This window comes from Polynucleobacter sp. AM-7D1 (assembly GCF_018688455.1).
Classification (GTDB): domain Bacteria; phylum Pseudomonadota; class Gammaproteobacteria; order Burkholderiales; family Burkholderiaceae; genus Polynucleobacter.
In genome coordinates, this window is record NZ_CP061319.1 from 936,270 (window position 1) to 962,095 (window position 25,826).

Here is a 25,826-nt window from a genome sequence, read left to right on the forward strand (position 1 = left end):
CTGATGAGAACTTTGTTGGTTTACCTTCATGGCTTTCGTTCCTCACCTAACTCCACCAAGGCAGTTATGACTGGTGAGGCGGTGAGGGCGCTTTCAAATACAGAAAATAGCTATGAATGGTATTGCCCACAATTGCTAGCATCACCAAAAGAAAGCATTGATATGGTGATCAAACGCATTGATCAATCTCAAGCTGATCGCATAGTCATTATTGGATCCTCTTTAGGTGGCTTTTATACAAATTACCTTGCAGAAAAATATCAATGCAAAGCGATTGCATTAAATCCTGCGGTATATGCGGCAAGGGAATTAGGGCCGCATGTGGGCATGATGACGGCATATGACAGCGAAGAACCTTTCGATTTTAAGGCTGAATACATTGATCAATTGCGTGCTTTGCAAGTTGAGTCTATTTCCAATCCAGAGCGATATTTTTTAATTGCTGCTAAAGGGGATGAGCTGCTCGATTGGAAGGAAATGGTTGCTTTTTACCCAGGTGCTAAACAACTTATTCTTGAGGGAAGTGATCATGGGATTGCTGACTATGCCACCCATCTTCCAGCAGTGATCGAATTTATCGAGCATTAATGTTTTGATTGATTTATTTGGCAATCTGCTTTCATTCTTTCGCAGAAAATCTCTGTGGATTTTGATTGCCGCAATCTTTTTATCTATTGCTGGCCACCTCATTTTATTTTTTGGACTGCCATTTATTTCTTTCGGCGCACCGCCGCCTATTGCTGAAGACCTGATTATCAAAACAGATCTTCGTGTTGATCCTCCGAAGAAGATTCAGATGGTCAGTACACCCAAGAAAAAAACTACGCCTAAGCAAACAAATGCAGTCTCAGCTGACCCATTGTCAGATCAGGGCAAAGGAGAGCAGGGCGCAGTTGGCAACCAATCAGGGCAAGCATTTCGTCTGCCTGAGTCTGGTACTTATTATTTTGATGCCTACGTTGATGGGCAGCTTTATCAAACAGCACAGCTTGACTGGATAACAGAAGGCAATAACTATCGCCTGTATATCAACATACCTTATGCCGTAGTTGGCCCATTTGTTTTTGAATCGCGTGGCTCTGTTGATGCTTATGGAATAGCACCATCCATTTATTGGACCCAGCGCGGCACTAAACCACCGCGCTACTCTCGCTTTGATCGTGATCAGAGTGGAGCAGGGAAGATGTACTTCTCTGAAAAGCCCGAGTTCACCCCCGATCTCCTCCCCGGGACTCAGGATCGATTTAGCCTCATGTTCCAATTTGCTTCACTTCTAAACGGTAGCGACAAAATCGATGAAGCAGGGAGTATTCGTGCACTTCCTGTAGTTGACTACAACACCTTGGAGATGTGGCAATTTAAGAGCTACGGTGAAGTTGAGTCCGAAGACGTTCCGAGTTTGGGTAAATCTATAAATAGGCATTACGCCCTCATGCAACGCGAGAACGATCCATACAAGCGTCAGGTAGATATTTGGTTGGCGAGGGACCTTGATTGGCTTCCAGGAAGAATGCGCTCCCTAGAGTCCAATGGGCGGGTCTTAGAGCTTGTTTTTAAGCAAAGAGAACCAATAGATAAGTCCAAGTTGGTTAATTAAACCAAAAAACCTTCTTTTAAGGACGCCGCTTAGAAACCGGAGCCTGATTTAGGATTTTGATTGGATCTACCTAATAATGCCCCCATCATGGAATACAAGGCGGCTCCAGACATCGAGACGGCAAAGATTCCAGAGAATGAAATGATGATGGGCAAGATTCTCCATTGCTCAGACAAGTTATAAGTACCAAATCCCACGGTGGTGTACATCTCGCCAGCAAAATAGAAGGTCTGCGGATTAGTTGGAAACACTTGCAAAGCTACACAGAGATAAGCCCAAGCAACGATTTCTGATAAATGACTGGCAATAATTAACAAAATTGCGATGAAATACGACAGGAAGTTGGCGCCATATACCCGTTTATTCTCTAGCTTTTGATCAAGCCAATGGAATGCCCCTGCAATCATCAGAACAGCCACGCCATGAAATGTCAGCATGAGGCATGCAAGCACCAGCACAAACCAAATCTGGCTGTTTCCCATGTCTGTATTGATCTGGGCGAATAAGGTATTAAAACTCGGTAGATTGTGAAAGCCGGGGAGTTTGGCTATTTGTTCTAGTAGGTCCATATCGTGTTTGCTTCTGTCTTTATTTACTTAAATATCTTATTTGACATAATAATGATTATACGCAGCAAGTGATAATGTCAATTATGTGGGTGACTTCTTTGGTCCTCCTGGATAAGGCTCTTTATAAAGCTTTACCCACCTTGATTTCAAGCCGTCACGAATGTCATCCTTACCAAATAACTGGGCAACATCAATCGCGGTATAGCCTTCATGATTCCTTAAACTCAAGTCGGCGCCATTGTCTAATAAGTATTTAATCAGCTGTTCGTTACCAGAACCTATAGCCATCATCAGAGGCGTTGTTTCGCTTGGACTAAAGGCATTGACTCTAGCTCCATGAGCCATCAAGAATTCAACAATTTGAAGATGCCCGTTAGTAGCCGCATAGTGAATTGGAGCCCAGCCTTGCTTGTTTACGGATGCCTTCTTATCTAAAACCAGCATCTTGACTGTTGGGAGATCTCCATCGAATGCCGCCATCATCAGTGCATTTTCACCGCTCTTGTTAGCCAAATTCACGTTAGTGGTAGGATTTGCAAGGAGTAAATCCGTCACTTTCTTAGATTTATCGCGGATGGCGACTATCAACATTGGATTACCCTTGGGATCTAAGGTATTTGGGCTAATGCCAGCCTTCAAGAGCGATTGAACCTCAGAAACATCATCAAACTTAGCGGCCTTAGTAAAGTCATCAATTTGATCGGCCGATTGCGCAAATAAGCTACTGGAAAGGCACAATGTAACTACATTTACAGCGAAAATGAATTTAAATGAATCTCTCATGAAGTTGCTCTATTTATTTGAAAACATTGGAAAAAATTACTAGAAGTTCGCTCGGCTATCTCATCAACAGAGACGCCTTTGAGATTGGCTACAAATTCACCAACCTTAGAGACCCAGGCAGGCTCATTGGTCTTGCCGCGATAAGGAATTGGGGCTAAATAAGGCGAATCCGTTTCAATCAACATACGATCCAGTGGGACATATTTGCAAGTCTCCTGAAGATCTTTGGCGCTCTTAAAAGTCACAATGCCTGAAAACGAGATATAAAAGCCCATATCCATAGCTGCCTTGGCTACCTCAGTCGTTTCTGTAAAGCAGTGCATAACCCCGCCAATCTGATCAGCGCCCTCTTCTTTTAGGATTTTGAGCGTATCTACTGAAGAGGAGCGTGTATGGATGATGAGAGGCTTTTTCGAGGCTACGGCAGCTCTGATATGAGTCCTAAATCGATCTCTTTGCCATTCCATGGATTCATAGCTGCGATCACCCATGCGGTAATAGTCCAAACCGGTCTCACCTATAGCAACGATTTTGGGGTGTTTAGCCTCTTCAAGCAAAAACTCAAAGCTAGGTTCTGGGGTGTCTTCGTAGTCTGGATGAACTCCGACAGAGGCATATAAATGAGCATGATCCTCAGCAAGTTTCCGTACTTTGGGGAAATCTGGGATATCAACCGATATACAAAGTGCGTGAGTAACCTTGCAGGCAGCCATATTGGCTAAAACCTCAGGAAGTCTGGCTTGAAATTCTGGGAAATCGAGATGGCAGTGTGAGTCTATAAACATGACTCACCATTTTAATCTTCAAATACCTGCTGGTATTGGGAAAGTAAGGCTTCCAATTGAATGCGTGTAGCCAGGGGGTGATTTTCATGACGCCGCGCCTGTGTCAAAGATTTCCAGAAACGAAGCAACTTTGGCAGGCGGACTTGTTTGGCTAGGGCTTTAATTGAGTCCCCATGCTTTGGGTAATAACGGGGTGAGCCCAATTGAGCGCAACTCTGTAGGTCTGCGACCCAGCGCTGCATTGTGGTCAGCAAAACTGAATAGCGTGCCTTTTGCGTCTTGTCGGCAGCATCCAACCAATTAATGCGAGCACCCTGCGACATCGCTTGCAATAAATATCGTGATGCCTGGATGGCGATAGTGAGCTCATCTTTTTCATCCTGGTTGTGGCGCGCAATTAAGGAATCTAAAACTGCATATGGTGCCCCGCCCTGTTCATCATAGATAGACTCAATATCGGCATCGCTCATTTTTAGGTCGGACACTTTATTGAGCTGATTACGCAACCAGCTTAGTCCAGTTAATCGATCTGGTCGTGGTGCAGAAAGCAGGCGACAGCGTGATCGAATCGTCGGCAAAACACGATCTAGGCGATCGGCAAGCAAAATAAAGATCGTATTTTTGGGCGGCTCTTCGAGAGACTTCAATAAAGTATTCGCAGAGTCCGGTCTCAACATTTCTAGTGGATAAACCAAAATTACTCGATTGCCACCACGGTGAGTTCCAATAGATAGCGCTTCAATTGCACTCCGAGCATCTTCAATGGCAATGGTCTTTTTCTCCTTCTTCTCGGGCCCATCCCCATCACTGTCAACTTGGGCGGCCTTAGATTTTTTAGGAGAGTCCGCTTCAGAATCAAAATCACCATGAGGCAACAGTTTGCGATGCGTCTCAGGTACCAGGGCAACGAAATCGGGGTGGTTACCAGAGTCAAACCACCGGCAAGCCTCGCATTGGTTGCAGGGTTTGACATCAGATGTTGATTCACATAAAAGCGCTTTAGCTAATTCAATGGAAAACTCAAACTTGCCAATACCTGACTGACCATGAATCAATACCGCGTTTGGAAATACAGTTAGATCAAGGCTAGACCAAATGGACTCTAGCCAAGGTGCTATTTTCCTTTCCGACTCGATTGGGAACATCAGGTCGCTCATTTAGAATTTGATCTCGAGTGACTCAAGTTCATTCCAAATTGCATCTGGTGTTCTAGTGGCATCTACAAGATAAAAGCGTTTAGGATCTGCTTTTGCTCTACGCAAATACTCTTGACGAACCTTCTCAAAAAAATCTAAATCCATCTTTTCAAATTTATCAGGCGCCCTCACCTTTGATCTTCTAGTTTCGGCAATTGAGCCGGGCAAATCAAACAGAAAAGTTAGATTCGGTTGAAGTAATGTGCCATCTGGACGCCCTTGCACCCAAAGCTCTAAATCATTTAGTTTGCTCAGGCTTAAGCCCCGCCCCCCACCTTGATAAGCAAAGCTAGCATCGGTAAAGCGATCGGAAATAACAATCTTCCCGGCCTGTAATGCAGGCTCTATTACTTGAGCAATATGTTCTCGACGAGCCGCGAACATCAGCAAAGCTTCCGTTTCTAGGTTCATGGGGGCATCGAGCAATAAGGCGCGCAGCTGCTCACCTAATTGGGTGCCGCCTGGCTCTCGAGTCATGACAACCTCACGATCTGGATAGCGCTGTTTTAATAACTGGCTAAAAGACTCGATATGAGTACTCTTGCCGGCACCATCAATACCCTCAAAACTAATGAAATAACCTGGAAATTGAGTCGCCATAAGAATTATTGTGAATTTGATTTAGCTGAGGCATTACGTTTGCGTTGAAATTGATCAACAGCACTTTCATGCTCTTTCAATGTTTTGGAAAAATGACTGCTGCCATCACCACGCGCCACAAAATAGATTGCATCACTCTTTGCCGGATTGATCACAGCCTGGAGAGACTCCTTACTTGGCATTGCTATCGGAGTGGGTGGTAAACCTTTGCGCATATAAGTATTGTAGGGACTGTCTTTACGTAAATCTGCTTTTCGAAGATTACCGTCAAATTGAGGGCCAATGCCGTAAATTACCGTTGGATCTGTCTGTAATGGCATATTCAAATTCAGTCGATTGACAAATACTGCGGCAACCAAGGATCGGTCACTAGAGCGCCCAGTCTCCTTTTCCACAATTGATCCAAGGATGAGAAGCTCATAAGGGGTTTTAAGTGGCAAGGCCGCATCTTTTTGTCCCCAAACAGCATTAAGCTGCTTTTGCATTGCCTGAGAAGCCCTTCTGTAAATTGAGATATCTGAGTCATCTGGGTCAAAAATATAGGTATCCGGATAGAAAAGTCCCTCATCTCCTGGATAGAAGAGGCCAAGAGCTTGCAATAGCTCCTTAGAGCTCATGCCCTTGGTTTGATGAATCAGAGCTGGGTGATTGTCAATTAAAGCTCTCAGCTGCCATATAGTCATGCCAGGAATAATCGCTATGCTTTCTCGCACCCGATCACCACGCGCGATTTGTAACAAAATATTGCCTAAGCTAGCGCGAGTAGGAAGTTGGTAGGTTCCCGGCTTTAGCTTTGAGCTCACAAATAGGGCTCTTGCGGCAACCTGAAAGGTCAGCACGTTTGACGATATGCCTTGGGCTGCTAACTGCTTTGAAATCGACGATAGGCCAGATTGAGGGGCAATCTTAATTCTGTAGGCGGAGCCCTCAGGAAAATTGGACGCGGAAGGCACGACAGGCCATAAAAAGATGGCAGCGTATACAAGAATTAGAATGGCAATTAGGGACAATCCAAAGGATTTCCAGCCCCCAAACTTGGAATGCTTGATGAAAAGAGTTCTTCTCTGAAATTTTCTGCTCATCAAGCTATGATAAAAGCACATGACCCTCAGCCCTAAAAACCCCCCAATGCCAATGACCTTTTTGAACCATGGATCCAGCCTTCTTCCCAATTGGGGTTTAATTCTGGTTGAGGGTCCTGATGCGGCTACCCTTCTTCAAAGTCAGCTCAGTAATTCAGTGTTGGGCTTGAAGCGCACTCTTTCGGGAGAAATGGCGCAAGGACTAAGTTCGGTTCGACTAGTGGGATATTGCAGTCCTAAAGGACGTCTCTTAGCTAGTGCTTGGCTTGGCTTATTTCCAGAATCTCCCGACTCAGATGATCGCTTTGCACTCTTTGTCTCCAAAGATATTGCCGCTAGTATTGCCAAACGATTGGCGATGTATGTTCTGCGCTCAAAAGTAAAAGTTGTGGATGCCTCAAATGATTGGGAAATTATTGGCACATATCGAGATGATCAAAATCTTGAATCAGCCTATCAACTGAATAACTCTCTAGTCTTGCGGATGCCAGATGTTTCAATTTCCAATCACACATTTGAGCGCCTACTCATTGCCAAAAGAAAATCTGAATCCAGCGAATCGATCATCGAGGTTGATGCTCTAGCGCAATGGGATTGCCTTGAGGTATTGAGTGGAATTCCTCGGATTGTCTTAGCTACCCAAGAGCAATTTGTCCCGCAAATGGTCAATTTTGAATCTGTAGCAGGCGTTGATTTTAAAAAAGGTTGTTACCCTGGGCAAGAGATTGTTGCTAGAAGCCAATACCGTGGCGCAGTTAAGCGTAGATTGCAACTTGCCAGTAGTAATTTAAGTGCATCTGCGCTGGATTTTGCGAAACCAGGTGTAGAGCTATTCCACGAAAGCGATTCCACTCAGCCATGCGGTATGGTGGTACTTGCGGCAACTAAGTCAGAAAATGCAGATCAAGTTGATTTTCAGATTGAATGCAAGCTAGACGCTCTTGAGAATGGGGAAATCCATCTAGGCATGCCTACCGGCCCTGTGTTAAAAATAGGCACACTACCCTATCCTTTATTAGAAATTTAATTTCATTACTACCCCCGCTTATCCCATATGTGCTTAATTCTCTTTGCCTGGAAATCACATCCAGACTACCCTTTGGTAGTAGCGGCAAATCGAGATGAGTTTTATGAGCGTGACACTGACCCCCTGGGCTGGTGGGAAGAACATCCTCATGTTTTAGCTGGAAAAGATCGAGCTGACGTATTGGGTAGCCCAGGAACTTGGCTGGGTTTTACTAAAACAGGTCGCTTTGCTGCGCTAACTAATGTCAGGGCACCTAGTGAAAAAAATCCAGATGCCAGAACACGCGGGGAGCTCAGCCTTCGCTACCTGACAGGTCAGCATAGGCCACATGCTTATGTTCAAGAAAACGCAAAGCGATTTGATCAATACAACGGCTTTAATCTACTCATGGCAGATCTCAGTGATCCTGAGAATGCTGAGATGCACTGGGTAAGCAATCGCCTGATGATGGGTCAAAATATTCGTCCAAGAAAAGTGTTTCCTGAGCAAGCTCTTAGCCCTGGAGTCTATGGTCTATCGAATGCCATGCTCGACACACCATGGCCCAAAGTGAACCATCGAGTTGCAGCATTTGCTCAAACATTGGCAATGGATAGCGGCCAACTGAAAAATGCAGATCACTACTTACGCGTATTGGCTGATACCCATGAAGCTAGCCCACAGGAGCTACCTAGTACTGGTGTGAACCCAGATTGGGAAAGAGCCCTATCAGCAGCATTTATCAAGACACCTTCTTACGGAACACGTTCAAGCACCATTCTGCGTGTTCGCAATGATGGTCAGTTTGAAATGGTGGAAAGACGTTTTGATGCCAATGGCACTGTAGGACACGATGTTGTCACTGGAGAGCTCAGCTCTGCCCCTGGATCAAACCTCTCGGTATAGCCTTCCGATCAAGGCTAAGTTATTTCTGCTGACGCGAATCCTCATTGATGACTCGTTCGCCATTTGCATCTTTAGTGGCGAGTCTTTTTAGAAACTGAAAGGTTCCTGTTGCCATGCAACAGATCTCACCCTGATCGTTATAGAGCTTTGCCTCACAAAAAGCCATTGTGGCAGTTCGTCGAACAGTATCGGCCTTGACGCGCAAGATGCCATTGGCTGCCTGCATAAAGTTATTTTTCATCTCCACCGTCACAACGCTGCGATCGCCTGGATCACTGGATCGAGCGGCAACAGCCATAGCAACATCCATCAGCGTGAGCAATACACCACCATGGGCTACATCCCAGGTATTGGTATGCTCAGGCTTGAGGGCAAGCAGTATTTCACCTTTACCCATTTCAGCGCTGATAAGACGAACGCCAAGCAATTTTAAAAAAGGGACGTTGAGCTCTTCTCCCAGATTGGCAAGCTGAGTTGCCGCATTCAGTTGTACTTTATTTGTCATAGGGTCATTTTAGAGGCTTCTGCGGTACTTGTGAATTACCCATAGAATACAAATATGCCGTTTACCCTCCGTGGCGATGATGTATGCCAAGCAACCCCACCTACCCCACTGCCCAATCTCTACTGGGTTGCATTCTCACCAGCTGTCGCAAAGCTGATCGATTTGGAGCTTGGAAATGATGGTTTGCCTAAAGATCCTGAATGGCTGGAGGTACTGGGGGGAAATCAGCTGAATGTAGGTGCGCATAGATTTTCTAATCCTATTTCAACGGCTTATAGCGGACATCAATTTGGATCATGGGCCGGACAATTAGGTGATGGTCGCGCAATCCTACTGGGTGATATCAATCATCTAGAGCTACAGTTAAAAGGTGCCGGTAGAACGCACTACTCCAGAATGGGTGACGGAAGAGCAGTCTTAAGATCGTCTATTCGAGAATTTCTGTGCAGCGAAGCAATGCATGCGCTTGGTATACCTACTAGCCGCGCTCTTTCCGTAGTGGGATCTAAACAGGCAGTTAGACGTGAAACCATGGAAACAGCTGCGGTATGTTCGCGCATTGCTCCAAGCTTTATTCGTATTGGGCACTTTGAACACTTTGCTTCACTTCAAAACATCGTGCGCCTGAAGGAATTGGCAGATCTGCTGATTGCAGAATTTTATCCAGAGTGTGTATCCACACAGGATCCCTATTTAAACTTATTTAAAGAGATTAGCGCCCGGAATGCAAAGTTAGTCGCGCAGTGGCAATCGGTGGGATTTTGTCATGGCGTTTTAAATAGTGACAACATTAGCGCTCTAGGTCTAACTATTGACTATGGCCCTTTTGGATTTTTAGATCATTTTGAAATCGACCATATCTGCAATCATAGTGATCATGGAGGTAGATATGCATATCATCGTCAGCCCCAAATCATGCATTGGAATATGGCCTGTCTTGCCAGTGCAATGCTTCCCCTGTTAGAGCTAGAGCATTCTGCGGAAGAGTCTCAAGACCTCTTGCGCTCCGCCCTAGAAGACTTTCCATTGATATACGCAAAAGAGTGGCAACAAGCATTTCGACTAAAACTAGGATTGCAATCAGAACAGGATGGCGACATAGAGCTAATTGAACGTCTACTCCAGGCCATGCATGATTCAAAAGTGGATTTCACGAACTTCTTTCGAAATCTAAGTAATCTCAAAAAAGAATCCAAGCTAACAGAGATCTTGCAAAGGGATGAATTTGTTGACCGTAAAAATATTGATCAATGGTTTCCAGACTACATCAATAGGCTCCAATCCGAGACTGCATCTGATGATGATAGAAAAAAATTGATGGATACAGTCAACCCCAAATATATTTTGAGAAATCACTTAGCTCAAGCCGCAATTGAAAAAGCACAGCAGGATGATTTTTCTGAAGTAGATGTCTTATTTAGAATATTGAGTAAGCCATTCGATGAGCAGTTAGCATTGCATCATTATTCAAAACCACCGCCACTAGATATGCAACGAGTTGCAGTCAGTTGCTCTTCTTAATCAAATACATTCATTGCCATGACAAAGAAAATGGATCAGGAATACAGAAATACATTGAGTGATACTCAATACCGGGTAACGCGTGAGGCTGCAACAGAGAGGCCTTTTACCGGTAAGTATTGGGATCACTGGGAAAATGGTCAATATCGCTGCATTTGCTGCGATACCCCACTATTTCAATCATCGACCAAGTTCGATGCAGGTTGCGGTTGGCCTAGCTATAACGCGCCTGAGAATACTGCAGCGATTACCGAAGTTAAGGATATGTCCCATGGGATGATTCGCACTGAGGTCCGCTGCACCCATTGTGATGCACATTTGGGGCATGTATTTGAAGATGGACCTCAGCCTACAGGGCTTCGTTACTGTATTAACTCGGCATCCTTAAGATTTGAACCTTCCGAGAATGCCGCTGCCACGAAAACTGAATAATTCTGAAATAGCTGGATAATCAACGCATGAAATTTCTATTTGACCTCTTTCCGATCATCCTCTTTTTTATTGCATTTAAATTTGCAGACATTTACACCGCAACTATCGTAGCTATGGTTGCCACCATTGGGCAAATCCTCTGGGTTTACTATCGACATCGTAAGATCGATGCGATGCAATGGGTCAGCCTGGTCATGATTCTGGTTTTTGGTAGCCTGACTATATTCCTGCACGATAAGACTTTTATTCAACTTAAACCAACTGCTTTGTATTGGCTATTCGCAGGCGCTTTATTTATTAGCGCTCAGTTTTTTCAAAAGAACTGGATACAAGTTTTGATGGGCAAACAAATCACCCTAAAAGAGCACAGCTCTAAATCGGTTTGGCATCAAGTAAACATGGCCTGGGCATTCTTTTTCTTCTTGATGGGTGCGCTCAATCTTTATATTGCTTTTGAGTTCTCTGAAGAAACGTGGGTTAACTTCAAGTTATTTGGTAGTACAGCTCTGCTTGTAGCCTTCGTCATTGCTCAAGGCATTTGGCTCAGTCGCCACATGGAGCATCCTGCAGAATGAGTATTAATCAAGATCGCATTGCCTTATTTGAGTCCGACTTAAGAGCTACATTTCAGGCAAGCCATTTAATAATCGAAGATGAAAGCCACCTTCATGCGGGGCATGCTGGAGCAGCTTCTGGCGGCGGGCACTTCAAGCTCACAATCGTAGCCCCAGAATTTGAGGGTATGAACAAGGTGGCTAGGCACAGAGCTGTTTATGCTGCCCTCAACAAGCATTTTCCTGATGCTATCCATGCCCTCACCATTCTGGCCTTCACCCCTAGTGAAAGCACTAATTAGTCGCAGATTGCTTTAAGATTCTCTTTTATCTCTATTTATATTTTCTAGCCCATGTTGAACATACGCCCAATTTTGACCATTAGTGCTATTAGCTTTGCACTTCTCTCTTCGGCAGCTCATGCACAAAATGCTGCCATCGTGAATGGCAAGGCCATTCCTAAAGCGCAATTAGACAAATTAATTCAAAAATCAAATCAGCCAGATAGCCCTCAAGTTCGCGATCAAGGTAGAGAAATGCTGGTGACGCGTGAACTGATCTTGCAAGAGGCAAATAATCGCGGCATCACGCAGAAGGAGTCTGTTCGTGAACAATTAGAGCAGTCTAAGATGGGGGTGTTAATTGCAGCTGTATTTGAGGACTTCGTTGAAAGAGAAGGTGTCACTGAGGCCGAGCTAAAAGCTGCTTATGAGCAAGTTAAGGGACAGTACACCGGCACGGAATATCACGTTGAACATATTCTTGTTGAAAAAGAAGCTGACGCAAAAGCGATTACCGCGCAAATTAAGGCTGGCGGTAACTTTGAACAAATTGCCAAAGAAAAGTCTAAAGATCCTGGCTCTGCACCAAATGGTGGAGATCTTGGCTGGGTAAGTGACAAATCACTCGTACCGGAGTTCTCCAAAGCAATGGTGCAGCTCAAAAAAGGTCAGGTTACCGATAAGCCGGTAAAAACTCAGTATGGCTGGCATATCATCAAGTTGGATGATGTACGTGATGTCAAAGCACCTAGCATGGAAGAAATCAAAGACCAGCTAAAGCAGATGATCACAGCAGACCAGAACTGGCAAAAAGCGAAGTTCTCTGAATTAATGCAAAAGCTGCGCGCTAAGGCAAAGATTCAATAAGATCTGACTGCCCCAACCCATAAGCCCAGGCTAATTCCCTGGGTTTTTTCTTGCTCAACAGAAAACGACATTTAGCTTTATATTTAAACAATGATGATCCTACATACCATGCTGAGAGTCGGCAATATGACTCGCTCAATTGATTTCTATACAAAAGTTCTAGGTATGAACTTGCTTCGCACAACCGAACGTCCAGATCAAAAATATTCACTGGCATTTGTAGGTTTCGGAAAAGGGAATGTAGACGGACAATCTGAGATTGAGCTTACCTACAACCACGGTGTTGATAAATACAATCTAGGCGATGCCTATGGGCATATTGCCATCAGCGTTCCTGATGCCTATGCAGCCTGTGAAAAAATCAAAGCCGCTGGTGGCAATGTCACTCGTGAAGCCGGCCCTGTAATGGGTGGGGACACCATCATTGCATTTGTTACGGATCCTGATGGCTACAAGATTGAGTTAATTCAACACTGAATCCTGTACCTTAGTTGAAACAGGAAGCTATCCAACTTCGCATCATCGACGCCCTTTCAGATGTTCCTGAGAGTGACTGGAACACCCTGCTGGCGCCTGATTCTGGCCCCTTCCTCAAGTACGCCTTTCTTAATGCACTAGAAAAAACTGGCTGTGTAGGCGGCAATACTGGGTGGCAAGTTGCCCACCTCATAGTTGAGGACTCTAACTCTAGATTGCTTGGTGCAATGCCGCTTTATCTCAAGCAACACTCCTACGGGGAGTTTGTCTTTGATTGGGCATGGGCTCAGGCATATGAGCAGAATGGAATGCCTTACTATCCAAAGGCACTATCTGCCATTCCATTTACTCCCGTTCGTGGTCCAAGGCTACTCGTATCCCCCCAAGCGGATAAAGGGGCAATACAAGAAATCCTTGTCTCTGGTTTAAAAACGCTGGTAACTCAAAACGGGCTTTCCTCTGCCCACGTACTCTTTCCAGAAAATGATGAATTAGGTGTACTCAAGCAACAAGGTTTTATGCTGCGCGACTCAGTACAGTTTCATTGGCATAACCAGGGCTATCAAGATTTTGAACATTATCTTGCCAACTTAACGATGAAGCGTCGCAAGAATATTCGTCGAGAGCGCGCTGCCGTGGAAAGTCAAATCATCAGCTACAGACATATTCCAGGTGAGATTGCTACGGCAAGTGATTGGAACTTCTTTTATCGTTGCTATGAAAACACCTATATAGAGCACCGCTCTTCACCTTATTTAACTGAGGATTGCATTCAATTACTTGGCAGCAGCATGCCTGAGAATTTTCATCTGATTATTGCGACACAGAATGAGAGGCCGATAGCCTCATCTTTGCTCGTAGTTGATAAACCAAATGCAACAGCATATGGACGCTATTGGGGTGCTATTGAACATATTCCTTGTTTACATTTTGAGCTGGCTTACTACCAAGCAATTGAGTATTGCATCAAGGAGGGTATTCAAGTGTTTGAGGGTGGCGCTCAAGGCGAGCACAAAATGGCCCGGGGATTTATACCAACCACTCTGCAGTCCGCTCACTGGATTGAAGATGCAGGCTTTGCAAATGCAGTGAAACGATTCTTAGATCGCGAGCACGAAGGTATGGCAGCTTATGTTGATGAGCTCGAGCAACACATTCCCCTGAAATCGTCTAAAGTACTGTCATGACTTCTTCCGATAACCTACCAGAGCAAGTTGGAGCCAATTCTTTAGGGGTTGGTGATGATGCTTCTGACTCACCCTGTATCGGAGTCTGCACCACCCTCTATGACGAAATCTGCCAGGGATGTGGTCGTACTCTAGGCGAGGTTAGTAATTGGGTCTTCTTTAGTCAGGAAGAAAAGGATGCTGTATGGAAACGCATCCGCGCCGATGGCACCGCAATGCGATTCCAACGTCAATCCAAAGAAAATACTTAACCAGCTAAAGCTTGGCTACGTAAATATTCTTCGTAGGTTCCAGAGTAATCCACTACGGTACCGTCCATCTTGACTTCTAAGATACGGTTAGCCAAAGCAGAAACAAACTCGCGGTCATGAGAAACAAATATCAAAGTGCCGTCAAATTTCTCAAGCGCAATCTGTAGACTCTCAATAGATTCCATATCCATATGATTGGTTGGCTCATCCATTGCAAGGACGTTATATTTTTGAAGCATTAATTTGCCCCAAATCATTCTGCCCTTCTCGCCGCCAGATAATACTTTGACAGACTTACCAATATCATCGCCTGAGAATAGTAAGCGGCCCAATGTGCCACGAATCACTTGATCATCGTCGCCTGTATTGCGCCAGTTGTTCATCCAATCCATGAGCAATTCGTCTTTTGCGAACATCTCGGTATTGTCTTGAGGCATCACGCCCACGTTGGCGTTTTCAGCCCATTTCACATCACCACTATCCGCAGGAATTCCTTCAAAGCGTTTGCTTAAGATGGTTTTTAATAATGTTGTCTTACCTGCACCATTTTGACCAATGATGGCGATCTTCTCCCCAGCACGAATACCAATCTTGAAGTTCTTAAAAATTGGACGGTCGTAAGCTTTAGTTAGTGCATTGCACTCAACAGCCATGTTGTGAAGTTTTTTCTCAGCGTCAAAACGAATAAAAGGATTCTGACGTGAAGAAGGTTTCACTTCAACAATCTCAATCTTCTCCAACTGACGTTGACGTGAAGTAGCCTGACGTGCCTTCGATGCATTGGCTGAGAATCGGGCCACGAAGGCCGCTAATTCAGCGATTTTTTCTTTGGCTTTGACGTTATTGCTCAGTTGTTGCGATCTTGCCTGTACTGAAGCCAGCATGTAAGAGTCGTAGTTGCCTGGATAGACCTTGAGTGTTCCATAGTCCATGTCTGCCATATGCGTGCACACTTCATTGAGGAAGTGGCGATCGTGGGAAATAATGACAATCGTGCTCTTAATCTGATTGAGAATATCTTCAAGCCAATGAATGGAATGGATATCTAAGTTATTGGTTGGCTCATCGAGTAAGAGAACATCTGGATCGGAGAACAAAGCTTGCGCTAGTAATACGCGCAACTTCCAGCCTGGAGCCACATTGCTCATTGGGCCATTGTGCTGCTCAATAGGAATACCGATACCTAACAACAACTCCCCTGCTTTTGCCTCTGCGGTATAGCCGCCGTACTCGGCATACTTGCCCTCGAGCTCAGCAGCCTTCATGTAATCTTCGTCAGTAGCATCTGGGTTAGCGTAGATGGCATCCCGTTCGGCTGCAGCCTTCCACATCTCCTCGTGACCCATCATCACTACATCAAGTACGCGCACATCTTCATACGCAAACTGGTCTTGACGCAACTTACCTAAGCGAATGCCCGGATCTAAGCTTACATTTCCGCTAGTAGGCTCTAACTCCCCACCTAGAATCTTCATAAAGGTAGATTTACCGCAACCGTTGGCACCAATCAGGCCATAGCGATTACCGCCACCAAATTTAACGGAAATATTTTCAAACAGGGGTTTTGCCCCAAACTGCATAGTGATATTAGATGCGGACAGCACGGATGTGTTCTTACTTTCTGATAGGTCAATACTAGGGTGCAGATGCAAGTTTTGCATCAAAGACCGTTATTTTAACGGCTTGCGCTCAAAAAAGCCGTAATTTAGACTTTCAGCTTAAATGGCGTGAAATTCGTATGAATATCGAAGTGGTCTTGGTTTTCCTTGCGTTTCAGAAAACCAACCACCCAGTAGGTTAAAGGTGTTGCCAGAACCTCCCAGGCGGTCTTCAGAACGTATTGAGAGATCGCGACAGCCAAGACCTCATTTAGAGGCCAGAGGCCGTAAAAAGCCAGCATATAGAACAAGGAGGAGTCCACCAACTCCCCGCAAGCTGTAGAGCCTATCGTGCGCATCCAAAGATGACGACCCTGCGTCAAGATCTTCATTTTGGCCAAGGTATAACTATTAACAAAACTGCCGCACCAAAATGCGACCATAGAGGCAAGAGCAACCCTCCAAGAATTGCCAAATACCGTCTCCATACCTTGCTGGTAGTTAGCCATATAAGAGCCTGGGGCAACTGGCAAAGCAATTACCGCTTGAGCCATGATGGCGGCAAAAGCTAGAGCCGTAAAACCAGCCCACACCGCCCGGCGATCATAGGCATAGCCATAGACCTCGGTGAGTATGTCGCCAAAAAAATAAGCAATCGGAAAAAATAGGATCCCCGCCCCAAATGTCACATTACCGAAATACGGCAGATCCAATGTAGCAGCCTTCCCTGCACCAATAAAGTTGGAGCACAGCAGGACTACGACAAAGGCTGTCAGTATGAGGTCGTAGTAGCGGTGGTGGCGTCTGGGTGCGTCCATCAAACAAGAAAAAAATGGATAATGGAAAGAGAATATCTGCAATCAAGGAATTTCACAGAGTGCAGATTAAAAACCAAGATAGGACAACAAAGAACCATGAGCAAAGCTAGTTTTAATTGGGCAGACCCCCTACTCCTCGATACACAATTAAGCGAAGATGAGCGCATGGTGCGTGACGCTGCTGCTGAATATGCTCAGGGTCGTTTAATGCCGCGTATTCATGATGCCTATCGTAATGAAACTACTGATCCAGCCATCTTCCGTGAAATGGGTGAGCTTGGTCTTTTAGGCATCACCATTCCCGAAGAATATGGTGGCGCAAATCTCAATTACGTTTCTTATGGATTGATCGCGCGTGAAATTGAGCGTGTGGACTCTGGATATCGTTCCATGATGAGCGTGCAATCATCCTTGGTCATGGTTCCTATTAATGAGTTTGGTAGTGAGGCTCAAAAGCAAAAATATTTGCCCAAGCTCGCAACTGGTGAATGGATTGGTTGCTTTGGATTAACTGAGCCAAATTTTGGCTCGGATGCGGGCGGCATGATCACGAGAGCTAAGAAAGTTCCTGGGGGCTTCTCACTTACTGGCTCCAAGATGTGGATTTCTAACTCCCCTATTGCAGATGTATTTGTGGTGTGGGCTAAAAATGATGAAGGCTTGATTAGAGGCTTCATTTTAGAAAAAGGCATGAAGGGTTTATCTGCCCCGAAGATCAGCGGCAAGATGGGTCTACGCGCTTCTATTACCGGCGAAATCGTGATGGATGAAGTATTCGTACCGGCTGAAAATGAATTCCCAGAAATTACTGGCCTCAAGGGCCCATTTACCTGCCTGAACTCAGCACGTTACGGCATTGCTTGGGGCACTCTTGGCGCTGCTGAGTGGTGTTGGTATGCCGCACGCCAATACACTATGGATCGCAAACAGTTTGATCGCCCACTTGCAGCCAATCAGCTCATTCAAAAGAAACTGGCCGACATGCAAACTGAAATCACGCTCGCTCTTCAAGGTTGCTTACGCTTAGGTCGCATGAAAGATGAAGGTATTGCGGCTCCAGAAATCACCTCCATGATGAAACGTAATTCCTGCGGTAAATCTTTAGATGTAGCTCGCTTAGCTAGAGATATGCATGGTGGAAACGGCATCTCAGATGAGTATGGCGTAGTGCGTCATATGCTGAATCTGGAGGTCGTCAATACCTATGAAGGTACGCACGATATTCACGCCCTTATCTTGGGTCGTGCACAAACCGGAATTCAGGCTTTTAGTTAAAGGCCAGTCTTGGTGATGAGGTCTTTTGCAGTTTTTGTAAAGGCTTCATCACTGTCATTTCCAAGCTCTACGAAATGATCTTCGCGATAGCTTGGAAAGTTACGAACAATAGAAGATTGGTAGGATGGGTCGTAATGCATCACCAATAATTCTTCCACCAGACTCTCAAAATCTCCTGTATCAATTGCCTCATGCCATTTGGTAATTTGATCCTTGCCATAACGCGATGTCAGTAAGCCCAGTTTTTGCTTAAAGCTTTCGGGATTGGATAAAAAATGTCGGTACTCACGTAGAAGCCAAGAAACGCGCGTAGCAGTACTTGAGCGAAGCTCAATACATTTGCCTGCACGGATGCGCTCCATCAATGGATCCGGAATATGTAAGCCACCCACCTTTTTGCTTTCTGACTCAACAAAAACAATCTTGGATGGATCCAGTGAATTAAATGCATTCCACAGATTCGTCTCAAAGCCTTTTTGAGATGGCTGATCAATATTCGGCTCATTACCCAATACTGAGCCACGATGAATAGCTAAGCCCTCAAGGTCAACTATCTGCTGACCCAGCAAGCCAATCTCCTGAAGAATGCGAGTCTTGCCGCTACCAGTCATACCAGCAATCACCTGAAAAGAAAAATCTTTAGCAGCTTGATCTAAACCATCAATCACAACACGCCGAAAGCCTTGATAGCCATTCTGTAATTGCAAAGCTTTCCAGCCAATACGATTGAGGATATGGGTGAAGGCACCACTGCGCTCACCACCCCGCCAGCAATAAATTAAAGGACGCCATTCTCTTGGAAAGTCGATGAGAGAGTGTTCTAAATGATTGGCAATATTACGTGAGACATAGGCAGCACCTAATTTCTTTGCAGCAAAAGGTGATACTTGCTTATACAAGGTGCCGATCTCAATGCGCTCATCATTACTTAAGACCGGAAGATTAATAGCGCCAGGAATATGATCCAAAGCAAATTCAGCTGGAGACCTGACATCAATGATGGCATCAAATTGATTTAAAGATGACGCCAGCTTTTCAATGCTAAAAATATGTGGATTGCTGGGTTGCAAACAATATCCTATCGTAGCTTACTGATCACATCATCAGGCCAAGGCGCGGATTTACCAGACTTTAGATCGACCCACACCATGGTTGCTCCGCCGACTGCAGCCATCCTATCTGGATGCGTAGTTAAAGCCATCGTAGTAAAGACATCTAAACTGGAACGACCGATATTTCCGATATAGGTTTTTAAAATCAAATCGCCTGGGTAGGAAAGCTGTTGATAGAAGTTGCAAAAGCCATTCATCATCAGCATAGACTCGTCACCAGGCGCGACGTTGTAACCAAGAGAAGTAATCCACTCTACCCTAGCCTGTTCCATGTAACGAAAGTACACCGTATTGTTGACATGGCCATATGCATCCATATCACCCCAACGAATCGGCATATTCATCTCATGAACAAACTTCTTCTCCTCTGGGATCTCTATGCGCATGAATTCTCGCTGGCAATCAAAGGTGAATCAACGAACTTGCAACGCCATTTGGTACAGATTCGTAGAGCGAGCACCAGAACGGCAAAATGCCAATATGGGACCAGGCATTGTTTTGAGTAAACGTGCCATTTCAATAACTTGATCCTGCGTAAACGCACCAGGGATGACAGGCAAAAAGGCATAGTTCAAGCCTAAAGCTTCAGCTTGAGCTTGAATTTGAGCATTCGTGGGTTGATCGGGCCCACCTTCAAAATCTGGACGATTGTTGATTACGCTTTTGTAACCCTGCTTAACAATTTCGGCTAAGTGGCTGGGATCAATCTGACCGAGTGTTCCGAACTGATCGGTGTGGCAGGAAATAGGAAGGCTCATCTAAACCTCAAAAAATAGATAAAAGTGTATAAAAAAACGAATTATCCAGATTTTAAATCAGACTTACTTCTTGTGACCCGTAAAGAATCGATTGCATATCCACATACCAGCAAGCATTGCCACTAGGAAGACAAAAGCCTTGAGATGACCTGCTCCGAGGGCAACGATTGCAGGACCCGGGCAGAAGCCTGCAATACCCCACCCCGCTCCAAAAATCAGACTACCAATCACAAGTGGCTGAGAGATATCCCTTCTGGTAGGAATATGAAGAGCGCCACCGAAAAAAGCCTCAGTACGCTTGGAGACTAAATAAAAGCCACCCAAACCAACAAGAATTGCCCCACCCATTACAAACATCAGGGATGGATCCCAGTTACCAGCAAGATCCAGAAAATTGAGAATCTTTTGAGGATTGCTCATACCGGAAATGATTAAACCAATTCCGAATAAAACACCGATCAAATACTGGCTATAAAAATTGAAATGTCTTCTCATGATTTATAGGCCTAACAGATGGCGAATAACAAAAACAGTCAAAAACCCAGCACTCATAAAAGATAAAGTCGCAACCAAAGATCTTGGTGACAGGCGAGATAAGCCGCAAACACCATGGCCACTGGTACAGCCCGAGCCATAACTAGAACCAAAACCGACTAACAAACCAGCAATAATGATTGCAATCCAATCTGCATCTATCACTGTAATTGTGTGAAGATCAAAAAATACACTCCCTAAAAATGGTGCGCTCAATAAGCCTAAAACAAGGCTTAAGCGCCAAATAACATCACCATTTTTAGGAGTGAGTAAACCGGAAACAATACCGCTAATGCCCAGAATACGACCATGCAGAATTACATACAAAGCAGCTGAAACCCCCAATAAGATTCCACCTAAAAAAGCAGGTACGGGAGAAAAACCTAACCAATCTATTTGCATATTATTTAATCTAAGTCTATGAATTAACTACAAGGATTGGGTGCATTACGCGACTCTAAATAACGCAGAGCGATGTAAGCACCAAAGATAAAACCTGGCAAGGCAAGTATGGAGCCCAAAGCTAAAGTAGAGATGCCACTCAAGCCCTGACCTACAGTACAACCCAGTGCAGTTACACCACCGAAGCCCATCAAAGTCGCACCAACTAAGTGATTAGCGGTATCTTCAGTATTACGGAAACTCTCCCAGCGAAATGACTTAGTAATCAGCGACACGCAAGCAGACCCAGAAATCATTCCTGCAACGGCAGCGATACCAACTGTAATGATTTTTGAGGTATCGCTATACAGCATTAACCAATCCAATGAGAATGCATAAGGTGCAACAAAGGAGAGACTTTCCATGCGCCCAGAGTTGGTCACTAAGAAAACCTCTTCCAAAGTATTGGGGTCCTCAGCAAGGTAACCCAAGTTTCCCGAGATAAACCACACTGCACAAATAGCAAGACCAACAAATATTCCGGCAAATAGATTCTCTGCCGTCCAGAAGGCCTTATTTGCAAGAGCATATGCAATGAAAGCAAAGCCAATAATCAAACCCAGGGCAAGATGTAAATTATTTCTGGCAATGCCGGTAACAGAGCTCAAAATACTTGGCAAATCCTGAGGTGTATTTAGGGTGATAAATACCGAGTCCAAGGTATTAATGCGAATAACACCAAGAAAGCCCCTCATAGTCATGTAGGCAGTTAAACCAAGAACAATAAACACAATGATGGACTTAAGATTGCCACCGCCAATGCGAACCAGAGTCTTGCTTCCGCAACCTGATGCAAGCACCATACCGAATCCAAATAGCGTACTACCTACGATGGTTGAGAGCCATAGAAGCTTACTGCCGGTATATATGCTCTTGAGTGGATCAATAAGACCTAGGTAGGACATGAAGGCAAATCCAACAATCGCTACGCCAATGGCCAGAAACCATTGCTTTAGACGACCCCAGCTAGACATAATATAAATATCTGAAACTGCACCCATGCTGCAAAAGCCGGTTTTTTGCATTACGGCACCAAGCAAAAAAGTAATGGCAAAAGTCGACCAAAGAACTACCTTACTGATACTGCTGATATCTACTGCTTCCATATTGAAAATTCTTTAATTATTTTTTGAATTTATAAAACTGTTTATTGAGGAAGGCGGTGACATCAGCTTCATCCTCAGGAAAAAGATCGAGACGCAGCTCTGTATTACACATGGCGACCATCGACTTTAAATTCTGCAGACTTTTAACCTTGCTATCGCTACGGGTGTAGATCATATCGCCATTACCAAAGCCGGATTTCTTGGCATGACATGCGTAGCATTTTTGTTCATCAATCTTCTTGCCGTTAGCGATATCTGGGCTGGCATTTGCTGACAACATCCCAAAGGCGAAAAAGAGGGTAACTACAGGCTTTAATATTGGCAATTTCATTTGAAATCAGTCATTTAGCGAAGTAAACGACTATTTTAAAGCCCAGACGACAAATCTGTCTTATTCCGCCTGAATTGAGAGGTAGACGTTATAGGCATTCATGCGGTTTGCAGCCCTAAATAAGGGCATTCCGTCGTATTCTGACCAATCCGTCTTGGCATAAGCCTCCTCGAAAGGATCCAGGTTGAGGGCTGATGGCTCCATAGATTCCCGTAAATAGCGCAAATAATCCCTAGTAAAGCGGATATCTTCTATTGGATTAATGGATTGAGGCCCATGACCGGGTATTACTACCTTAGGATTGAATTTCTCAAACTCATCTAAAGCTTTCAACCAGCCTTTGCTATCAGCATTACCCACAAAAGGAATTCTTCCGCGGAAAACGAGATCCCCCGCAAAAAGCACGCCTTCAGACGGAATATAGACCAATAGATCCTCAGGAGCATGGGCTGGGCCAACCCGGCTAATTAAAAACTCCACTCCGCCAATATTCAACTTTAATTGCTTATCAATCCAAGTATCTGCAGCAATTAGTTTGGTTTGCTCATTAACCCACGGTGCAAAATCAACCCTAGATGCAATAAGCCGCTGCTTTGCTGTTTCTGAGGAAATGTAGCTTCTACCCTCCCCTTGAGCATAGATCTTTGCGCCAATTTTCTTAAACTCTTGAAGTCCGTATACATGATCTGCGTGATAGTGAGTTACCACAACAGCAATAATTTTTTGCTTAGTAACTTTTGAAATCTCTTTAATTAACTTTTGCGCAAGGGTTGGAGAACCCAAGGCGTCAATGACAACGACCCCCTTGGGAGTTACAACAAAACCTGCATTAGAGATAAAGTTTTGATTCTCGCTGCTACCTAATTCCGCCCTACCTTGAACGAAGTAAGTATGCGGCGCAACTTTAATGGGATTTAGCAATATACCTGCCGGATCATTTTTGGCTGGACTGCTTTGAGCAAAGCAAAAGCCAAAAAAAATAGCATTAATCAATAATGCTATTTTTAGATGGTGAATACCGCGCAGGAGCATGTTCACCGAATGAGATTATGGCTTGATGTAAGCAAAATGATCTTTAAATTGAAGATCGCCAATTCTTGCTACGCCAGACGGTGTGAAGTCGGTATCCAGAATAAACTGATCCTTCTTTAGATTCCTATTTTTTAAAGTAATCTCACAAACCTCAAAGCGAACACCACGTGACTTCAGGGCCCCAACTAAAGGAGCATATTCAATATTGTTCTTCTTATCCTTCGCGCCTTCCATCATGATGTCAACCCCATTGGCGTGGGTGACAACGATGATTTTGGTTTCTGGTGCTACATCCATATGATTGCGCACATTTCTCAAACCCTTAATACCTTGTGCTTCTGCATCATCAATGTGATACACAACGCTGGAGCCAGCAGCTGTAGCATGCTGAGCAATTAATGCGGTACTAGCAATAATCAAAGATGCGACTAGTGATAAATATTTTTTCATGTGCGTCTCTCTCTTATGATTTAAGTGCAACCATGCCTGGATTATTCTTAACACCCTTAATAATTGGCTCATTGAGTTGGACTGCCTTCACTACTTTGACATCACGTAGGTGGCGCTCAATAACATCCCAAATTGCCTCGCCGCCAGCATTTTTAGCTTCTTCGCTTACAGGAGCCCAACCAGCTACTTTGTAGGTCTTGTTTGGCTCAATTGCCTTGCCATTTAGGCGCATATCGGTAATACGCTTGCCAGCAGTTTCAGCAGGATCAATCGTGTATTGCAAGCCACCAACGCGAACCATGTCACCACCCTGTTGATAGTATGGATCAGGGTTAAAGAGGTTATCCGCAACGTCCTCAAGAATCGTTTTGATCATCTCACCATTCATATTCGTTACTGTTGTGTACGGATAGGTAATCGCTGTTTGATCAAGGAGATTTTCACGAGTAATTGCTTGTCCTGGCAATAAGCTAGTTCCCCAACGGAAACCTGGTGAGAATGCAATCTCCGCATTCTTCTGAGCCATGAGGCCATCCAAGATCAGTTGGTCAAAGCTACCATTAAAGTTTCCACGGCGATACAAGAGACCTTCTGTTGTGGCCAATTTTTCGTTGAGCTTAGCTTCGTATGGCGCTCTAATTTTTTGAATCAGCTTATTCATTGCAGGATCAGCTGGGATCATATTGGAGAAGATTGGGAAGAGTTTGTAACGGAAATCAACCGGTTTGCCGCCCTTCACATCAAAGTCCAATACGCCTAAGAATTTAGTATTCGAACCAGCATTGGTAACTAAAGTTACGCCACCAGAATTCTTGACCTTGACTGGAATTGGAACACCATCGTGAGTATGACCACCCATAATCGCATCTAAACCAGTAACGCGGGATGCCATTTTTAAGTCGACGTCCATGCCATTATGAGAGAGCAATACAACCACTTTTGCTCCCTTAGCCTTCACTTCATTAATAGTCTTTTGCAGATTTTCTTCTTGGATACCAAATGTCCAATCAGGTGTGAAGTAACGTGGGTTAGCAATTGGGGTGTATGGGAAGGCTTGACCAATCACCGCTACCTGAATGCCATTTTGAACCTTCATGACGTAAGGATTAAATACTGAATCACCGAAGTCTGCAGTCTTAATATTTTGGGCTACAAAGGACACTTTGCCTTTGAAGTCGCCGTTCACAATCTCCATAACGCGCTTCTCACCAAGAGTCATTTCCCAGTGTGGAGTCATGACGTCAACGCCTAAGAGGAGCGCCGCATCAACCATGTCCTGGCCGTTAGTCCATAGAGAAGTACCTGAGCCTTGCCAAGTATCGCCACCGTCTAACAAGAGTGCCCCTGGGCGACTTGCTTTGATTTGCTTGATCAGGGTTGCCATGTGTGCAAAGCCACCAACCTTGCCGTAGTTTTGAGCCGCCGCTACGTAATCAAGATATGTGAATGCATGTGCATCACGTGTTCCTGGCTTAATGCCATTCGCCTTTAAAAAATATTCGCCGACCAAATGAGGAGTTTTGCCTTCTTGAGCGCCAATACCAAGATTCACATTAGGCTCGCGGAAATAGATTGGCAGAAGTTGTGCGTGACAGTCAGTGAAGTGCAGGAAATGAACATTACCAAACTTCGGCAAATCATAGAATTTTTGCGCAGTAGTTTGCGCGTTTGCAAAATTAGATTGCAAACTCATGCCGCCAGCTGAGGCGATGGCTAATGCTTGCAAAAACTCACGACGATTTAAAGACATAGTATTTTCCTAAAGAAAACAG

The 25,826-nt window shown here is 44.6% G+C and carries 32 protein-coding genes; 13 read left to right on the forward strand and 19 right to left on the reverse strand.

The features are described 5' to 3' along the window. Window positions 1-3 precede the first annotated feature (3 nt). Complete coding sequence (locus tag GQ359_RS04850) at window positions 4-588, forward strand: YqiA/YcfP family alpha/beta fold hydrolase (protein ID WP_371822462.1); 585 nt, start codon at window positions 4-6, stop codon at window positions 586-588. A 4-nt stretch (window positions 589-592) separates the two neighbouring features. Continuing rightward, complete coding sequence (locus GQ359_RS04855; RefSeq protein ID WP_251367938.1) at window positions 593-1,597, forward strand: DUF3108 domain-containing protein; 1,005 nt, start codon at window positions 593-595, stop codon at window positions 1,595-1,597. A gap of 29 nt (window positions 1,598-1,626) precedes the next feature. Here the strand turns inward: GQ359_RS04855 and GQ359_RS04860 are convergent, their stop codons facing one another. The 6 genes from GQ359_RS04860 to mltG form a co-directional block, all read right to left on the reverse strand. Continuing rightward, complete coding sequence (locus GQ359_RS04860; protein WP_251367939.1) at window positions 1,627-2,079, reverse strand: ion channel; 453 nt, start codon at window positions 2,077-2,079, stop codon at window positions 1,627-1,629. Between the two features lie 168 nt (window positions 2,080-2,247). After that, a complete protein-coding gene (locus GQ359_RS04865) occupies window positions 2,248-2,949 on the reverse strand; it encodes an ankyrin repeat domain-containing protein (RefSeq protein WP_215387791.1) in 702 nt (233 codons plus the stop codon). Next, a complete protein-coding gene (locus GQ359_RS04870) occupies window positions 2,946-3,734 on the reverse strand; it encodes a TatD family hydrolase (RefSeq protein WP_215387792.1) in 789 nt (262 codons plus the stop codon). The genes GQ359_RS04865 and GQ359_RS04870 overlap by 4 nt, the downstream gene beginning before the upstream one ends. 11 nt (window positions 3,735-3,745) lie before the next feature. Beyond that, window positions 3,746-4,891: a DNA polymerase III subunit delta' gene (locus GQ359_RS04875; protein WP_251367940.1), complete on the reverse strand. Its 1,146-nt coding sequence runs from the start codon at window positions 4,889-4,891 to the stop codon at window positions 3,746-3,748. Continuing rightward, on the reverse strand, window positions 4,892-5,530 hold the full coding sequence (tmk, locus tag GQ359_RS04880) for a dTMP kinase (protein ID WP_215387793.1): 639 nt from the start codon (window positions 5,528-5,530) through the stop codon (window positions 4,892-4,894). Window positions 5,531-5,535: 5 nt separating this feature from the next. Then, entirely contained in the window at window positions 5,536-6,612 is a 1,077-nt protein-coding gene (gene mltG / locus GQ359_RS04885) for an endolytic transglycosylase MltG (RefSeq protein WP_215387794.1), read from the reverse strand. Between the two features lie 19 nt (window positions 6,613-6,631). Between mltG and GQ359_RS04890 the strand changes: the two genes are divergently transcribed. Together GQ359_RS04890 and GQ359_RS04895 are read left to right on the forward strand one after the other, a co-directional pair. Then, window positions 6,632-7,639 carry a folate-binding protein YgfZ gene (locus GQ359_RS04890; RefSeq protein ID WP_215387795.1) on the forward strand — a complete coding sequence of 336 codons (1,008 nt, stop codon included), beginning with the start codon at window positions 6,632-6,634 and terminating at the stop codon, window positions 7,637-7,639. Window positions 7,640-7,666: 27 nt separating this feature from the next. Then, entirely contained in the window at window positions 7,667-8,524 is an 858-nt protein-coding gene (locus GQ359_RS04895) for an NRDE family protein (RefSeq protein WP_215387796.1), read from the forward strand. A 19-nt stretch (window positions 8,525-8,543) separates the two neighbouring features. Here GQ359_RS04895 and GQ359_RS04900 read toward each other — a convergent pair whose 3' ends face one another. Then, the gene (locus tag GQ359_RS04900; protein ID WP_215300764.1) at window positions 8,544-9,029 is read right to left on the reverse strand and encodes a PaaI family thioesterase; all 486 of its coding nucleotides are present in this window, start codon (window positions 9,027-9,029) and stop codon (window positions 8,544-8,546) included. Window positions 9,030-9,083: 54 nt separating this feature from the next. On the opposite strand from GQ359_RS04900, the gene GQ359_RS04905 reads away from it, so the two are divergent. The 8 genes from GQ359_RS04905 (at window position 9,084) to GQ359_RS04940 (ending at window position 14,599) form a co-directional block, all read left to right on the forward strand. Beyond that, on the forward strand, window positions 9,084-10,550 hold the full coding sequence (locus tag GQ359_RS04905) for a YdiU family protein (RefSeq protein WP_215387797.1): 1,467 nt from the start codon (window positions 9,084-9,086) through the stop codon (window positions 10,548-10,550). 18 nt (window positions 10,551-10,568) lie between these two features. Further along, a complete protein-coding gene (gene msrB, locus GQ359_RS04910; RefSeq protein ID WP_215387798.1) occupies window positions 10,569-10,982 on the forward strand; it encodes a peptide-methionine (R)-S-oxide reductase MsrB in 414 nt (137 codons plus the stop codon). Between the two features lie 26 nt (window positions 10,983-11,008). Next, window positions 11,009-11,557, forward strand: coding sequence for a septation protein A (locus tag GQ359_RS04915; RefSeq protein ID WP_215387799.1), 549 nt, complete (start codon window positions 11,009-11,011; stop codon window positions 11,555-11,557). Further along, on the forward strand, window positions 11,554-11,838 hold the full coding sequence (locus GQ359_RS04920; protein ID WP_215387800.1) for a BolA family transcriptional regulator: 285 nt from the start codon (window positions 11,554-11,556) through the stop codon (window positions 11,836-11,838). Before GQ359_RS04915 ends, GQ359_RS04920 begins: the two co-directional genes overlap by 4 nt. Window positions 11,839-11,889: 51 nt before the next feature. Continuing rightward, window positions 11,890-12,684: a peptidylprolyl isomerase gene (locus GQ359_RS04925; RefSeq protein ID WP_215387801.1), complete on the forward strand. Its 795-nt coding sequence runs from the start codon at window positions 11,890-11,892 to the stop codon at window positions 12,682-12,684. Window positions 12,685-12,774: 90 nt separating this feature from the next. Beyond that, window positions 12,775-13,161 (forward strand): lactoylglutathione lyase, encoded by a 387-nt coding sequence (gloA, locus tag GQ359_RS04930; protein ID WP_215387802.1) that lies wholly within the window; start codon window positions 12,775-12,777, stop codon window positions 13,159-13,161. 14 nt (window positions 13,162-13,175) lie between these two features. Next, on the forward strand, window positions 13,176-14,348 hold the full coding sequence (locus GQ359_RS04935) for a GNAT family N-acetyltransferase (RefSeq protein ID WP_215387803.1): 1,173 nt from the start codon (window positions 13,176-13,178) through the stop codon (window positions 14,346-14,348). After that, window positions 14,345-14,599, forward strand: coding sequence for a DUF1289 domain-containing protein (locus GQ359_RS04940; protein ID WP_215387804.1), 255 nt, complete (start codon window positions 14,345-14,347; stop codon window positions 14,597-14,599). The genes GQ359_RS04935 and GQ359_RS04940 overlap by 4 nt, the downstream gene beginning before the upstream one ends. Here GQ359_RS04940 and GQ359_RS04945 read toward each other — a convergent pair. Continuing rightward, window positions 14,596-16,203: an ABC-F family ATPase gene (locus GQ359_RS04945; protein WP_215303873.1), complete on the reverse strand. Its 1,608-nt coding sequence runs from the start codon at window positions 16,201-16,203 to the stop codon at window positions 14,596-14,598. The genes GQ359_RS04940 and GQ359_RS04945 overlap by 4 nt on opposite strands. Window positions 16,204-16,304: 101 nt before the next feature. Beyond that, entirely contained in the window at window positions 16,305-17,015 is a 711-nt protein-coding gene (locus GQ359_RS04950; RefSeq protein ID WP_215387805.1) for a queuosine precursor transporter, read from the reverse strand. A gap of 96 nt (window positions 17,016-17,111) precedes the next feature. On the opposite strand from GQ359_RS04950, the gene GQ359_RS04955 reads away from it, so the two are divergent. Beyond that, complete coding sequence (locus GQ359_RS04955) at window positions 17,112-18,290, forward strand: acyl-CoA dehydrogenase (RefSeq protein ID WP_215300785.1); 1,179 nt, start codon at window positions 17,112-17,114, stop codon at window positions 18,288-18,290. On the opposite strand, the gene mnmH is transcribed toward GQ359_RS04955, so the two are convergent. The 10 genes from mnmH to soxB all read right to left on the reverse strand — a co-directional run bounded on the left by mnmH (window position 18,287) and on the right by soxB (window position 25,804). Beyond that, complete coding sequence (gene mnmH / locus GQ359_RS04960) at window positions 18,287-19,360, reverse strand: tRNA 2-selenouridine(34) synthase MnmH (protein ID WP_215387806.1); 1,074 nt, start codon at window positions 19,358-19,360, stop codon at window positions 18,287-18,289. The two genes, GQ359_RS04955 and mnmH, sit on opposite strands and share 4 nt — an antisense overlap. Window positions 19,361-19,368: 8 nt before the next feature. Beyond that, the gene (locus GQ359_RS04965) at window positions 19,369-19,788 is read right to left on the reverse strand and encodes a thioesterase family protein (protein WP_215387807.1); all 420 of its coding nucleotides are present in this window, start codon (window positions 19,786-19,788) and stop codon (window positions 19,369-19,371) included. Between the two features lie 27 nt (window positions 19,789-19,815). After that, window positions 19,816-20,160 (reverse strand): TIGR01244 family sulfur transferase, encoded by a 345-nt coding sequence (locus GQ359_RS04970; protein ID WP_114653005.1) that lies wholly within the window; start codon window positions 20,158-20,160, stop codon window positions 19,816-19,818. 63 nt (window positions 20,161-20,223) lie between these two features. Beyond that, window positions 20,224-20,655, reverse strand: a complete 432-nt coding sequence (locus GQ359_RS04975) for a DUF6691 family protein (RefSeq protein WP_215387808.1) — start codon at window positions 20,653-20,655, stop codon at window positions 20,224-20,226. Between the two features lie 3 nt (window positions 20,656-20,658). Continuing rightward, window positions 20,659-21,096 (reverse strand): YeeE/YedE family protein, encoded by a 438-nt coding sequence (locus GQ359_RS04980; protein WP_215387809.1) that lies wholly within the window; start codon window positions 21,094-21,096, stop codon window positions 20,659-20,661. A 23-nt stretch (window positions 21,097-21,119) separates the two neighbouring features. Continuing rightward, entirely contained in the window at window positions 21,120-22,241 is a 1,122-nt protein-coding gene (locus GQ359_RS04985) for a YeeE/YedE family protein (RefSeq protein ID WP_215387810.1), read from the reverse strand. 16 nt (window positions 22,242-22,257) lie between these two features. Continuing rightward, window positions 22,258-22,572, reverse strand: coding sequence for a hypothetical protein (locus GQ359_RS04990; RefSeq protein WP_251367941.1), 315 nt, complete (start codon window positions 22,570-22,572; stop codon window positions 22,258-22,260). 60 nt (window positions 22,573-22,632) lie between these two features. After that, window positions 22,633-23,604 (reverse strand): MBL fold metallo-hydrolase, encoded by a 972-nt coding sequence (locus tag GQ359_RS04995; protein ID WP_215387910.1) that lies wholly within the window; start codon window positions 23,602-23,604, stop codon window positions 22,633-22,635. Between the two features lie 15 nt (window positions 23,605-23,619). Next, on the reverse strand, window positions 23,620-24,054 hold the full coding sequence (locus GQ359_RS05000; RefSeq protein WP_215387811.1) for a DsrE family protein: 435 nt from the start codon (window positions 24,052-24,054) through the stop codon (window positions 23,620-23,622). Window positions 24,055-24,067: 13 nt separating this feature from the next. Then, entirely contained in the window at window positions 24,068-25,804 is a 1,737-nt protein-coding gene (soxB, locus tag GQ359_RS05005) for a thiosulfohydrolase SoxB (protein ID WP_215387812.1), read from the reverse strand. Between the last annotated feature and the right edge of the window lie 22 nt (window positions 25,805-25,826).